This window comes from Pseudomonas sp. NBRC 111130, from assembly GCF_001320485.1.
GTDB classification, from domain to species: Bacteria; Pseudomonadota; Gammaproteobacteria; order Pseudomonadales; family Pseudomonadaceae; genus Aquipseudomonas; species Aquipseudomonas vlassakiae.
This window is the reverse complement of sequence record NZ_BCBG01000012.1, coordinates 1-13,256: the sequence shown is the minus strand read 5'-3', so window position 1 is coordinate 13,256 and position 13,256 is coordinate 1. Positions and strand designations below refer to the sequence as shown.

Below are 13,256 nucleotides of genomic sequence, written 5' to 3'. Positions count from 1 at the left end.
TCGGGGGGCTACATGAAGGCGGGCGCAGGAATACATCAGAATCACCATTGTTGTTGTTGATGGGCCGGGCGGGAAATTTCCGGGTGCCCTGGCTGACCGGTCTGATGCCGGTAGTGGCGGCTATCCTAGGGGGGGAAGCTTTCAGCCAGCTTTCGCCGGAAAAACGGCGACGGGAGGTAGGTGATGCAGGATGTAACCGAGGGTGGCTGCCATTGTGGCGCCTTGCGCTATCGGCTGCAGGGTGACCTGACGGATGTCGCCCATTGCCATTGTTCGATCTGCCGGCGGGTCAGCGGCGGGCTGGTGGTGACCTGGCTCACCCTGCCCCGTTCGGGTTTCCGCTGGATGGCAGGAAGGCCTCAGTGCTATGTGGCACCGGCCAGTTGCAAGCGGTATTTCTGTGGGGAATGTGGGGCGCATGTGGCACTGGTGACCGAGCATAGCCCGGGAACCATCGATGTGACCGTGGCGACGCTGGACCACCCGGAGCAGGTGCCGGCCAGGCGGCATATCTGGACGACAAGCCGATTGCCCTGGATGCACCTGGATGAAGGGCTGCCAGAAGAATTAGAGGAAAAACTCTAAGCCTTGTGCTGGTTTTACCGGCCCCTTCGCGGCTAAAGCCGCTCCCCCAGGAGCAGGCGATCCCTGTGGGAGCGGCTTTAGCCGCGAAGAGGCCAGTGCAGGTCATCAAGGCAATTGCAGGCCACCAGCCGCCTTGTGCAGGGCGCGCAAATGTTCGCCAATGTGCTTCACATTGGCCTCGACCGCAGCAATTTCCTTCGCCCGCGACGGCTCCAGCAGTGCCCTCACCTCTTTGTCCAGGTCGGTACTCAGGCGCAGCAGCTTGGCCTGTCGCTCGGCACTGACCTGCTCCAGGTGCGCGCGCTCGTCCGGCTGCGGCAAGCCATAGCCTTTGGCATCCAGCAACTCGGCCGGGCGGCTGAGGAAGCCGCTGTTGGCGAGCATCTGCTTCAGGGTCTCGTCGGCTTTGTTGATGCTGCCGTCCTTCAGCGCTGCAGCGTTCAGGTAACGCTGTTTCACTTCGTCCTGAGCCAGCAGCAACTGCCGGCGCAGGCTGGCCTGTTCGAGCAACAGCAAGGCCGCGCTGGTGCGCAGGTCGGCCTTGTCGAACCACGGGCGCCTCTGCTCTGCATCCAGGGCCAGCCAGTCCTCGACTTCGGTCTGCCTGATCGGCAACTGCTTGCGCAGCACATCGAACATGGCCTGGTAGCGCTCGCGGTAGGAGTCGAAGCGGTAGCCCAGGCGCAGGGCTTCTCGCGGGTCGTCGAGCACACGGGTATCGGCCAGCCCCCTGCCCTTGAGCACGGCCAGCAACCCATTGGGCATGATGCTGTCGAGATCATTCAGGCGTGAGTTGGCGGTGCCGCTGCGCAACAGCTTCAAGGATTCCACCGCGCAGTTGTTGGACAGGAACCAATAGTTGCCGTCGTAGCTCCAGTGCATCTCGGCCGCCTGGCGCACCAGGTTCTCGATTTCGTCGCGGTTGAGCTTCAGCGGTACCGAGGCCAGGCTGCGCAGTTCGGTCTTGGTGTATTCATCGATCACCTGGCCCAGCGGCAACACGAACAGCCGTGAGGGATAGGCACCTACCAGCCCGTCCCAGCTGGACAGTTGCACATCGTTGACGAAAGCGCGGTAAGACAGCACCAGGCTCTGGTCGAGGTCCAGGCGGCAATCCGGCCCGCGGGGGCGGCCGGGTTTGCAGATCACCAGGCGCAGCATGCTGTGGCCCCAGCGGCTCACCAGGTTCTGGTTGGCTTCAGCCAGCAGGAAGTCGACCTCGTAAACCCGTTCTGGGTCGATTTCGCCCAGTGGCTGCCGGGCGAAGTCGCTGCCAGCGTTGATGAACGGCAGACCCTTGGCGCAAGTGTTCTGTGGCGGTGCCCAGCCGAAGTGGTCACGCAGGTACTGGTTGAGCGCCGGGCGACGGCAGCCGTAGCTCGGGTCGAGGAGGAAATACTCCATATTGACCGCGATGTATTCCTTGGGACTGCTCAGCTCATAACTGTCGGGGCTGCGCATGAACTGCGCGTTGTGCTGCTCACGTTCGCCACGACGGCCGACGTATTGCGGCCAGCCGGCCAGGTCGAGAAAGCGTGGGTCGTCGCTGAGGGTAAAACGGCGTTCGGCCTGACTACGGCACTCTGCCAGCTGACCGATCTTGCCCAGCGCGGCTTGCTGGCGCGCGCAGCGGGCGATCAGCGAGCGCTCGCTGCCAGGCCACAGGCGGGCACGGTCGTAAATATGGGTCAGCTCATGCAGGACGGTGGCCAGCAACTCTTCCCGGACCGTGCCGTGGGGGCGGTTGGTACGCTCGCTGGCGGCACTGCCGTCAGTCAGGCTGGGGAGCAGGCGGCGATTGAGTTCGAGGGTCGATACCAGCGAAGCTTGGCCGTAGGCATCGGCTGGCATGTTGTCGCTCCAGCTGACCGATACCCGCCGGTCCAGCCGTTGCTTGAACAGGGGCGGCAGCTTGGCCATGGCTTCGTCGAGCAGGGCCTGGCTGGCTTGGGTCTGTTGCGGGTCGAGGTTGGTCGCCTGCAGCTCAAGCTGCAGGTCAGCCAAGGCGGGCGTGCCCAGCAGCGACAGGGCGCAGCCGAGCAGCCAGGCACGCACGCGGTTCACAGCGCGAGGATGGCTTCGGCCAGTACTTGGTCGCTGGCGTCGCGTGCTTCAGGTACGCGCTCGCGCAGGGTGCTGAGTGCGGCCTCAAGCTGGGCTCCGCGGATATCGCCATTACTGGCGACAAAGCTGGCGGCGTCGTCGTGGGCTTCGCGCACGACTTTGGCGTCGCGGATCGAAGTGGTGGTGTCAGAGGTGAAATCGATCGAGCGGCCAAAGGCGCGCACGATGATGTTGCTGGTGGCCACCAGGGTCTGTGCATGGGCCAGGTCGGCCAGCAGCAACATGCCGAGGGTAGCGGCAATCAGCGGTTTACGCATGGAGCATCTCCGAAAAAATACAGGGAGTCAGGTGTAGTTATTGGACGAGAATTGCTTCTGCCAGTTCAAGGTCGCCGACGGAGTGCCGGGTGCAGTTGTGGCGCAGTGAGTCGAGTGCCGCTTCCAGGCGTGCACCCCGGATCATGCCATCGCTGGCTACGAATGCCGCGGCATCGTCGCGAGCCTGCCTGACCAGTTTGCGGTCGAAGGGGGCAGTGGTGACCTGGCTGGTAACGTAGCCCGTAATGACCAGGCCTTGTGTGGTGGTGTCCATGGCGTGGGCACTGGCCATGGCAGTGGCACTGAACAGCAACGGCAACAGATAACGCATGAGCTTTCTTGACGGCAGGGGAATTGAAAGACGAAGGCTACCTCAGGTGCGCGGCCGCTAGCCAACGCACCTGCTTTGCAGAGCCCCGATCAGATCGCGAGGATGGCCTGAGCCAGCTGGGCATCACTGGCTTGCAGCTGCGGCATGCTCGAACGGATGTGCAGCAAGGCACTTTCCAGCCGCGAACCACGAATGGCGCCCTGAGTACCGACGAAGCTGGCGGCGTCATCACGGGCGGCCTGCACGATCTTGTCATCGCGGAACGATGAGGTCAGGTCGGAGGTGGCGTCAGTCGAGGCGGCAACAGCACGTACCACGGCATCGGTGGTGACTACGAAACTACTGGCTTGGGCGGTGCTGGCCAGGCCGAGCAGCATGGCGGCACCAATCAGGTATTTACGGGACATGTTCGTGGACTCCTGGACAGGGTTCTGCTTCATCGGACGCTTGCACTGCTGGTCGCGTTACGTGTTCGACAACGGGTTCTAACAGACTGCTGAGCGAAGCGTATCACGCGGTGCTGTTTCTGGATGTTAATGCGAGCGAATGCGGATAACTGTTTCGCTCGATTCTTAAAACATTAAAACTGTACTGGTCGTGCACGAAATGGCTCTGGGCAGAGCCTTGCGGACAATAAAAAACCCGCTGCAGTCGCCTGCAACGGGTCGGGTAATTCGCGGTGCCGGCCGCAGCCGGCGGACCGGAGCTTAGCGCCAGAATGGCTTGCTCAGCTCTTCGTAACGCTGCGACTCGCTGATACCGGCGTCGGCCAGCAGGCGGGCATCCAGGCGAGCCAGTTGACGGCGGCTGGCCATGCGACGCTGCCACAGCAGCAGGGTGGAGATAGCGCGCAGTGGCAGGGAAGCCTGGGACTGCTGGGCGTTGCTTTCAAAAACCAGACCGGAACTGAGGGTACGTTCCATGATGTTTCATCCTTCCGCTTATGGCGGGATTAGGTAGTGATTTAACTGATGCCAATGATCCTCCTCTGCTGTCCATAACAGTAGATACAGTTCACCAGTAATGCGATGGGCCAGTTAACTGTTTAAGCCGACTGTTGCACTCGAAATAGGCGCAACTGTATCGGTCTGCACTGATGTGGTGCATTATTTCTTGGCTTGTGAGATTTAGAACGTAGGAAGGCGTGAAAATAGCAGTACAGTAGTACAGTTTTAATCAGGAAATTGAGCGAAGTGTTCAGGCGGGGTGGTTTGACTGTTGTGGTCCTGTCGTCGGCGTGGCGACGACAGGGCCAAAACAGTTGAGGCAGCTGGATCAGCTGGCGAGCATGCGCCCGGTTTCTTCCAGGTTTTCGTGCCAGCTCAGTGCTTCACGCAGGATGTGCGGGGTGTGGCCACCACGCTGGCAGGCGCGATCGAAGTAATCGTTCAGCGCTGCGCGGTAGTCAGGGTGCACACAGTTGTCGATGATCGCCCGCGCCCGCTCACGCGGTGCCAGGCCACGCAGGTCGGCCAGACCTTGCTCGGTGACCAGGATGTCTACGTCGTGCTCGGTATGGTCAACGTGGCTGACCATTGGCACCACGCTGGAAATCGCACCGCCCTTGGCGATCGACTTGGTGACGAACACCGCCAGGTGGGCGTTGCGGGCGAAGTCACCCGAACCGCCGATGCCGTTCATCATCCTGGTGCCACAGACGTGGGTCGAGTTGACGTTGCCGTAGATGTCGAACTCCAGCGCCGTGTTGATGCCGATGATGCCCAGGCGGCGGACCACTTCGGGGTGGTTGGAAATTTCCTGCGGGCGCAGGACCAACTTGTCCTTGTAGCGCTCCAGGTTGCCGAAGACGTCAGCATTGCGACGGGTCGACAGGGTGATCGAGCTGCCCGAGGCAAAGCTCAGCTTGCCGGCGTCGATCAGGTCGAAAGTCGAGTCCTGCAGCACTTCGGAGTACATGGTCAGGTCTTCGAACGGCGACTCAATCAGGCCACACATCACCGCGTTGGCGATGCTGCCGATACCTGCCTGCAGCGGGCCGAGCTTGTTGGTCATGCGGCCAGCTTCCACTTCCTGCTTAAGGAAGTTGATCAGGTGGTCGGCGATGCCCTGGGTTTCGTCATCCGGTGGCAGCACGGTGGATGGCGAATCCGGCTGGTCGCTGATGACGATGCCGACGATCTTGGCCGGGTCGATCGGGATTGCGGTGCTGCCAATGCGGTCGTCGACCTTGACCAGCGGGATTGGCGTGCGGGTCGGGCGATAGGTCGGGATATAGATGTCGTGTAGGCCTTCGAGGTTGGCGTTGTGCGACAGGTTGATCTCGACGATCACGTGTTTGGCGAAGATCGCGAAGCTGGCCGAGTTGCCCACCGAGGTGGTTGGCACGATGTGGCCCTGCTCGGTGATGGCCACGGCTTCGATGACCGCGATATCCGGCAGCTTGAGCTGCTGGTTGCGCAGCTGCTCGACGGTTTCCGACAGGTGCTGGTCGATGAACATCACCTGGCCGTCGTTGATGGCCTTGCGCAGGGTGCTGTCGACCTGGAACGGCATGCGACGAGCCAGTACGCCGGCTTCGGTCAGCTGCTTGTCGAGGTCGTTGCCCAGGCTGGCGCCGGTCATCAGGCTGATTTTCAGTGGCGACTGCTTGGCGCGTTCGGCCAGGGCATGCGGCACAGCCTTGGCTTCGCCGGCGCGGGTGAAACCGCTCATGCCGACGGTCATGCCGTCCTCGATCAGGCCAGCGGCATCAGCCGCACTCATTACCTTGCTGTGCAGGGAGGACAAGCGGATACGATCACGGTACATGGATTGTTATCTCGGGCTACTGAAACTACTGAAGCGCAGTCTAGAGATTTCGCCCATTGCCGTCCCACGACCATGGTCGTATGAGAAGCATTGAAATAGAGCCGTTGATCTGGATCATTGAAAAGCAAAGGCCCCAGGAGAAATCTCACCGGGGCCTTCTATATAACGCACGGTTTTCAGCGAAAAGACTTACTCGACCGCTTTGACCATATCCTCGATGACCTTCTTCGCGTCACCGAACACCATCATGGTCTTGTCCAGGTAGAACAGTTCGTTGTCCAGGCCGGCATAGCCGCTGGCCATCGAGCGCTTGTTGACGATGATGGTCTTGGCCTTGAAGGCCTCAAGGATCGGCATGCCGGCGATTGGCGACTTCGGATCGTTCTTCGCCGCGGGGTTGACCACGTCATTGGCGCCCAGCACCAGCACCACGTCGGCCTGGCCGAACTCGGCGTTGATGTCTTCCATCTCGAAGACCTGGTCGTAGGGCACTTCGGCTTCGGCCAGCAGTACGTTCATGTGCCCAGGCATGCGCCCTGCCACCGGGTGGATCGCGTACTTCACGGTCACCCCGTTGTGGCTCAGCTTCTCGGTCAGTTCCTTCAATGCGTGCTGGGCACGGGCCACCGCCAGGCCGTAGCCCGGGACGATGATCACGCTGTCAGCGTTGCTCAGCAGGAAGGTGGCGTCGTCGGCAGAGCCGGACTTCACCGGGCGCTGTTCCTTCGAGCCTTGCGCCGCGCCGGCATCGGTATCGCCACCAAAGCCGCCGAGGATGACGTTGAAGAACGAACGGTTCATCGCCTTGCACATGATGTACGAGAGGATGGCACCGGACGAACCGACCAGGGAGCCGGCGATGATCAGCATCGAGTTGTTCAGCGAGAAGCCGATACCGGCCGCGGCCCAACCCGAATAGCTGTTGAGCATCGACACCACCACCGGCATGTCGGCGCCCCCGATCGGAATAATGATCAGCACGCCCATGATGAAGGCCAGGACCAGCATCAGGGTGAAGGCGCTGTAGTGGCCGGTGAAGGTGAACAGCAGGCCCAGGGCGATGGTGGTCAGGCCGAGGATCAGGTTCAGCTTGTGCTGGCCGGCAAACTGTACCGGTGCGCCCTGGAACAGGCGGAACTTGTACTTGCCCGACAGCTTGCCGAAGGCGATCACCGAACCGGAGAAGGTGATGGCACCGATGGCTGCACCCAGGAACAGCTCCAGGCGGTTGCCGGTGGGGATCGGGTCGCTGATGGCGGCAACGATGCCCATCGACTGCGGCTCAAGCACGGCAGCAATGGCGATGAATACCGCGGCCAGGCCGATCATGCTGTGCATGAAAGCGACCAGTTCCGGCATCTTGGTCATCTCGACGCGCTTGGCCATGATCGAACCGGCGGTACCGCCGATCAGCAGGCCGACGATCACGTAGCCGATGCCGGCGGTTGCAAGCTCAGCCCCGAGCTTATAGATGAGGCCAACCGTGGTGAGGATGGCGATCCCCATGCCGATCATGCCGAACAGGTTGCCGCGCCGCGAAGTGGTCGGGTGCGACAGGCCCTTGAGCGCCTGGATGAAGCACACCGAGGCGACGAGGTAGAGGAGCGTTACCAGATTCATGCTCATGCTTACTTCTGCGCCTCGTTCTTGGTTTTCTTCTTGAACATCTCAAGCATGCGACGGGTGACCAGGAAGCCACCGAACACGTTGACCGCAGCCAGGGCCACCGCCAGGGTGCCCATCAGCTTGCCGGCCGGGGTCACGGTCAGCGCCGCCGCCAGCATGGCGCCGACGATGACGATCGCCGAAATGGCGTTGGTAACTGCCATCAGCGGTGTGTGCAGCGCCGGGGTGACATTCCACACCACGTGGTAGCCCACATAGATGGCCAGCACGAAGATGATCAGGTTGTAGATGCCATGGGAAATCAGCATGTCTTCCATTGTCGTGCTCCTTAGCCGTTCTTGCGGACGACCTGGCCGTCGTGGCACATCAGGCAGGCCGCGACGATGTCGTCTTCGAGGTTGATGACCAGCGCGCCGTCTTTGTCGAACAGCAGCTTCATGAAGTCCAGCAGGTTGCGGGCATACAGCGCCGAGGCATCTGCGCCCACCTGGGCTGGCAGGTTGGTCGGGCCGACGATGGTCACACCGTTTGCCTGCACCACCTGGTCCGCAACGGTCAGCGGGCAGTTGCCGCCTTGGGCAGCGGCCAGGTCGATGACCACCGAGCCGGGTTTCATCTGTGCCACGGTTTCGGCGCTGAGCAGGGTCGGTGCCTTGCGGCCGGGGATCAAAGCGGTGGTGATGACGATGTCTGCCTGCTTGGCACGTTCGTGTACTGCCTGGGCCTGACGTTGCATCCAGCTGGCTGGCATCGGTCGGGCATAACCGCCGACGCCTTCGGCGCATTCACGCTCCTCGTCGGTCTCGTAGGGCACGTCGATGAACTTGGCGCCGAGCGACTCGATCTGCTCCTTCACCGCGGGGCGTACGTCGGACGCCTCGATCACTGCGCCCAGGCGCTTGGCTGTGGCGATGGCCTGCAGGCCAGCAACACCTGCCCCCAGAATCAGTACGCGCGCGGCTTTGACGGTGCCGGCGGCAGTCATCAGCATGGGCATGAAGCGAGGATAGTGGTGGGCTGCCAGCAACACGGCCTTGTAACCGGCGATGTTGGCCTGCGAAGACAGCACATCAAGGCTCTGTGCCCGTGATGTACGTGGCGCGGCTTCCAGCGCGAAAGCGGTGATACCGCGTTCAGCCATCTTGCCGATCAGCTCACTGTTGAAGGGGTTGAGCATGCCTACCAGGAGGCTGCCACTGTTGATCAGGGCCAGTTCCTGGTCGTTGGGGGCGACCACTTTGAGTATCAATTGGGCGCCGTAGGCATCGGCTGCGCTTCCCAGGGAAGCCCCCGCGGCCTCATAGGCACTGTCCGGAATGCTGGCGTTGAGCCCTGCCCCCCGTTGGACGGTGACCTGATGGCCCTGGCCAATCAGTTTCTTGAGGGTTTCCGGGGTCGCAGCGACCCTTGTCTCACCGGTCTGCGTCTCGAGAGGAACACCAATGTGCACGACTATTTCTCCTGCGGTGACCTTTTTGTCTTTGTAAGAGCCAGCACACTACGGATGGTGCGCTGGGGCGGCTGTTGAGCGCCGAGCCCGCCGAATCCAAGGCGGGCGAAGCATTTTGCAGACGAACCCAGGGGCCTTCAACCGGTTCTGAAGCGAAACGAAGTTAAAACTACAAGTCACCCTGTGACCGTATGTCGCAAGCAATAGGCTGCAGCCCGTCCAACATGGGCTATTGGCAGATTAGGGGAAAATTTGAAATTTTTTGCGATGATTTCGCAGATGGGCTTGTGAATGTCGTAAAACCCTCTGAAAGCCGCGTGTTTAGGGGCTTCGACCGGGTTTTTCGATTCACCTGAACAGTTTTCTTCTATGCGACAAAAACGTACATCTGTAGGTGTTTAAAATAATTGACTACAGAGGTAGGTCAGGCGTTTTCGTCATTGTGCGAGGCGGTATAGAGTTGCGCCTGGCCCACCAGCCAGTCACGGAAGGCCCGGAGCGACGCGGATTCCACCTTGCGGTCGGGAATCATCAGATAGTAGGCCTTGTCGCTGGACAGTGCGTACCTGTTCGCGACCACCAGCCTGCCCTCCTCCAGCTCGCGCTGGATCAGGAACGGCGGGATCAGTGCGATGCCCATCTCGTGCATGGCAGCCTGGGCGAGCATGGAGAATAGTTCATAGCGCGGGCCTGTCATGTCACCCGCGATATTCAGGCCCAGGCCATTGAACCACTGGCGCCAGGCATAAGGTCGGGTGGTCTGCTGCAGCAGTGGCAGGCTGGCGATGCGCTGGGCGTCCAGCGTGCCTTGCCCGCCCAGCAATGACGGGCTGCACACCGGCACGGGGTTCTCGCCCATCAGGCGATGAGACTGAGTGCCGGACCAGTCGGCATCGCCGAAGTAGATGGCAGCATCGAACGGGGTGTCGGCGAACAGGAACGGGCGGGTGCGGTTGGTCAGGTTGACGGTGACCTCGGGGTGGCGTTGCTGGAAATCCTTTAGGCGTGGCAACAACCATTGGGTGCCGAAGGTAGGCACCACGGCCAGTTCGATCACGTTGGCGCCCTGCTGGCGCATCACCGACAAGGTGTCGCGCTCCACCGCATCCAGCTGTGCGGCGACCTGCCGGCTATAGGACAGCCCTGCCTCGGTCAGCTTCACGCCGCGACGTGAGCGCCTGAACAGCTCGACGTTGAGAAACGCCTCCAGTCCACCGATCTGGCGACAGACGGCGCCTTGGGTCAGGGCCAGTTCCTGGGCCGCCTTGGTAAAGCTTTCGTGGCGTGCGGCCGCTTCGAAGCAGACCAGTGCGGTGGTGCTGGGGATCTTGCGGCGCATGTACGTCAACCTCACTCATGGAGCCATGAACATGGCGATATGCAGTATCACGGAGTGACAAAATATCACTTATGCGTGCGCAATCCTCGTTTGTCGTGCTCCCGGATCAAGCCTAGGATCAATGGCACAAGACACCGCTCCCCTATTTCGAGGATTTCGCTCATGGCCGGTAAAGCAAGCTTCAACTGGATCGACCCGCTGCTGCTGGATCAGCAGCTCACTGAAGAAGAGCGCATGGTGCGTGACAGCGCTTATCAGTTCGCCCAGGACAAGCTGGCTCCGCGTGTACTGGAGGCGTTCCGTCATGAGCAGACCGACCCGGCGATCTTTCGCGAGATGGGTGAAGTCGGCTTGCTCGGTGCGACCATCCCCGAGCAGTACGGTGGCAGCGGCCTGAACTATGTGTGTTATGGCCTGATTGCCCGCGAAGTGGAACGCATCGACTCCGGTTACCGTTCCATGATGAGCGTGCAGTCTTCGCTGGTGATGGTGCCGATCAATGCGTTCGGCACCGAAGCGCAGAAGCAGAAATACCTGCCCAAGCTGGCCACAGGCGAATGGATTGGCTGCTTTGGTCTGACCGAGCCTAACCATGGCTCCGACCCAGGCTCGATGATTACCCGTGCCAGGAAGGTCGATGGCGGCTATCGCCTGAGCGGCAGCAAGATGTGGATCACCAACAGCCCGATCGCCGATGTGTTCGTGGTCTGGGCCAAGGATGATGCCGGCGATATCCGTGGCTTTGTCCTGGAAAAAGGCTGGCAAGGCCTCAGTGCTCCGGCGATCCACGGTAAGGTTGGCCTGCGTGCTTCGATCACCGGTGAAATCGTCATGGACAACGTGTTCGTGCCCGAGGAGAACATCTTCCCGGATGTACGCGGCCTCAAAGGGCCGTTCACCTGCTTGAACTCGGCGCGTTATGGCATTTCCTGGGGGGCGCTGGGTGCGGCCGAAGCCTGCTGGCACACCGCTCGCCAGTACACCCTCGATCGTAAGCAGTTTGGACGCCCGCTGGCGGCCAACCAGCTGATCCAGAAGAAGCTGGCCGATATGCAGACCGAGATCACCCTGGCCCTGCAAGGCTGCCTGCGCCTGGGGCGGATGAAGGACGAAGGTACTGCGGCGGTGGAAATCACCTCGATCATGAAGCGCAACTCCTGCGGCAAGGCCCTGGACATTGCCCGCACGGCCCGCGACATGCTGGGTGGCAACGGCATCTCCGACGAGTTCGGCGTCGCGCGCCATCTGGTCAATCTTGAGGTGGTCAACACCTATGAGGGTACCCATGACGTGCATGCGCTTATCCTCGGGCGTGCCCAGACCGGCATTCAGGCTTTCTACTGATAAGGAGCCAGTCCATGGGCGCGCTATCTCATCTGCGGGTGCTGGACCTCTCCCGTGTGCTGGCGGGGCCTTGGTCTGGCCAGATTCTGGCGGACCTTGGTGCAGACGTGATCAAGGTCGAACGCCCTGGCAGCGGCGATGACACTCGCTCCTGGGGGCCGCCCTTCCTTAAGGATGCTGAAGGCGAGAACACCAGCGAGGCAGCCTATTACCTGGCGGCAAACCGCAACAAGCGCTCGGTCACCATCGACTTCACCCAGCCGGAAGGTCAACGCCTGGTGCGCGAGCTGGCGGCCAAGTCAGATATCGTCATCGAGAACTTCAAGGTCGGTGGGCTGGCAGCTTATGGGCTGGACTACCTTAGCCTGAAGGCGATGAACCCCAAGCTCATCTATTGCTCGATCACTGGCTTCGGCCAGACGGGGCCATATGCCAAGCGTGCCGGGTATGACTTCATGATCCAGGGCTTGGGAGGGCTGATGAGCCTTACCGGGCGCCCGGATGGCGATGAGGGTGCTGGGCCAGTAAAGGTAGGTGTTGCGCTGACCGACATTCTCACCGGGCTCTACTCGACCGTGGCGATTCTGGCCGCCCTCGCCTACCGCGATCAGCATGGCGTTGGGCAGCATATCGATATGGCACTGCTGGATGTACAGGTGGCGTGCCTGGCCAACCAGGCGATGAACTACCTGACCACAGGTAATTCGCCGCGGCGGTTGGGTAATGCGCACCCCAACATCGTTCCTTACCAGGACTTCCCGACAGCGGATGGCGACTTCATCCTCACGGTGGGTAACGATGGCCAGTTTCGCAAGTTTGCCGAAGTGGCTGGGCAGCCGCAGTGGGCGGATGACCCGCGCTTCACGACCAATAAGCAGCGGGTGGCGAACCGGGCCGAACTGATTCCTCTGATCCGCCAGGCGACGGTATTCAAGACCACTGCCGAATGGGTGAGCCAGCTGGAGGCTGCCGGGGTGCCGTGCGGGCCAATCAACGATCTCGCGCAGATGTTCCAGGACCCACAGGTACTGGCGCGCGGACTGGCAGTATCCATGCCCCATGTATTGGCGGGAAGCGTACCGCAAGTAGCCAGCCCGATTCGGCTGTCCGAGACGCCGGTAGAGTATCGCCAGGCGCCGCCGCTGTTGGGTGAGCATACCGAGGCGGTGCTGGGCGATGTGCTGGGGTTGGATGCCGATGCTGTAGGGCGGTTGCGTAGTGCTGGCGTGCTTTGAGGCTATACATGGAGCAGTTGAAATGCAGGGAGGCCGTCAGGCCTCCCTGCATTGCTTTCCAGCGATCCTGAAGTTTCCTGAAATTAAAGGTTGACGCGCTTTCGAATCCCCTTATAATGCGCCCCACTTCCAGCGACATCGGAACGACAAACTCCTTGAAATTCAACGAGTTAGGTGGTTGAGATGAAGTTGGGGG

Annotated in this window: 13 protein-coding genes; 3 read left to right on the top strand and 10 right to left on the bottom strand. The window is 61.2% G+C overall.

From position 1 onward, the window contains the following. The first annotated feature begins 183 nt into the window (after positions 1–183). A complete protein-coding gene (locus APH33_RS06345) occupies positions 184–585 on the top strand; it encodes a GFA family protein (protein WP_054884341.1) in 402 nt (133 codons plus the stop codon). A 105-nt stretch (positions 586–690) separates the two neighbouring features. Here APH33_RS06345 and APH33_RS06340 read toward each other — a convergent pair whose 3' ends face one another. From APH33_RS06340 to APH33_RS06295, 10 genes are all read right to left on the bottom strand, one after another. After that, a complete protein-coding gene (locus APH33_RS06340) occupies positions 691–2,649 on the bottom strand; it encodes a DUF4105 domain-containing protein (RefSeq protein ID WP_054884340.1) in 1,959 nt (652 codons plus the stop codon). Beyond that, complete coding sequence (locus tag APH33_RS06335) at positions 2,646–2,966, bottom strand: DUF2388 domain-containing protein (protein WP_054884339.1); 321 nt, start codon at positions 2,964–2,966, stop codon at positions 2,646–2,648. The genes APH33_RS06340 and APH33_RS06335 overlap by 4 nt, the downstream gene beginning before the upstream one ends. A gap of 37 nt (positions 2,967–3,003) precedes the next feature. Continuing rightward, the gene (locus tag APH33_RS06330; RefSeq protein WP_054884338.1) at positions 3,004–3,297 is read right to left on the bottom strand and encodes a DUF2388 domain-containing protein; all 294 of its coding nucleotides are present in this window, start codon (positions 3,295–3,297) and stop codon (positions 3,004–3,006) included. An 89-nt stretch (positions 3,298–3,386) separates the two neighbouring features. Then, on the bottom strand, positions 3,387–3,704 hold the full coding sequence (locus tag APH33_RS06325) for a DUF2388 domain-containing protein (RefSeq protein WP_054884337.1): 318 nt from the start codon (positions 3,702–3,704) through the stop codon (positions 3,387–3,389). Positions 3,705–4,004: 300 nt separating this feature from the next. Beyond that, positions 4,005–4,220: a DUF1127 domain-containing protein gene (locus APH33_RS06320; protein ID WP_054884336.1), complete on the bottom strand. Its 216-nt coding sequence runs from the start codon at positions 4,218–4,220 to the stop codon at positions 4,005–4,007. Positions 4,221–4,572: 352 nt separating this feature from the next. After that, positions 4,573–6,066: an acetyl-CoA hydrolase/transferase family protein gene (locus APH33_RS06315; RefSeq protein WP_054884335.1), complete on the bottom strand. Its 1,494-nt coding sequence runs from the start codon at positions 6,064–6,066 to the stop codon at positions 4,573–4,575. 189 nt (positions 6,067–6,255) lie between these two features. Next, positions 6,256–7,692, bottom strand: coding sequence for an NAD(P)(+) transhydrogenase (Re/Si-specific) subunit beta (locus APH33_RS06310; protein WP_054884334.1), 1,437 nt, complete (start codon positions 7,690–7,692; stop codon positions 6,256–6,258). A gap of 2 nt (positions 7,693–7,694) precedes the next feature. Beyond that, positions 7,695–8,009 carry an NAD(P) transhydrogenase subunit alpha gene (locus tag APH33_RS06305; protein ID WP_003256966.1) on the bottom strand — a complete coding sequence of 105 codons (315 nt, stop codon included), beginning with the start codon at positions 8,007–8,009 and terminating at the stop codon, positions 7,695–7,697. 11 nt (positions 8,010–8,020) lie between these two features. Continuing rightward, positions 8,021–9,142: a Re/Si-specific NAD(P)(+) transhydrogenase subunit alpha gene (locus APH33_RS06300; RefSeq protein WP_054884333.1), complete on the bottom strand. Its 1,122-nt coding sequence runs from the start codon at positions 9,140–9,142 to the stop codon at positions 8,021–8,023. A gap of 424 nt (positions 9,143–9,566) precedes the next feature. Further along, a complete protein-coding gene (locus tag APH33_RS06295; protein WP_054884332.1) occupies positions 9,567–10,481 on the bottom strand; it encodes a LysR family transcriptional regulator in 915 nt (304 codons plus the stop codon). 162 nt (positions 10,482–10,643) lie between these two features. Here APH33_RS06295 and APH33_RS06290 point away from each other — a divergent pair, with 162 nt between their 5' ends. Together APH33_RS06290 and APH33_RS06285 are read left to right on the top strand one after the other, a co-directional pair. Continuing rightward, the gene (locus APH33_RS06290; protein WP_054884331.1) at positions 10,644–11,825 is read left to right on the top strand and encodes an acyl-CoA dehydrogenase; all 1,182 of its coding nucleotides are present in this window, start codon (positions 10,644–10,646) and stop codon (positions 11,823–11,825) included. 14 nt (positions 11,826–11,839) lie between these two features. Beyond that, complete coding sequence (locus tag APH33_RS06285; protein ID WP_054884330.1) at positions 11,840–13,060, top strand: CaiB/BaiF CoA-transferase family protein; 1,221 nt, start codon at positions 11,840–11,842, stop codon at positions 13,058–13,060. The last annotated feature ends 196 nt before the right edge of the window (positions 13,061–13,256 follow it).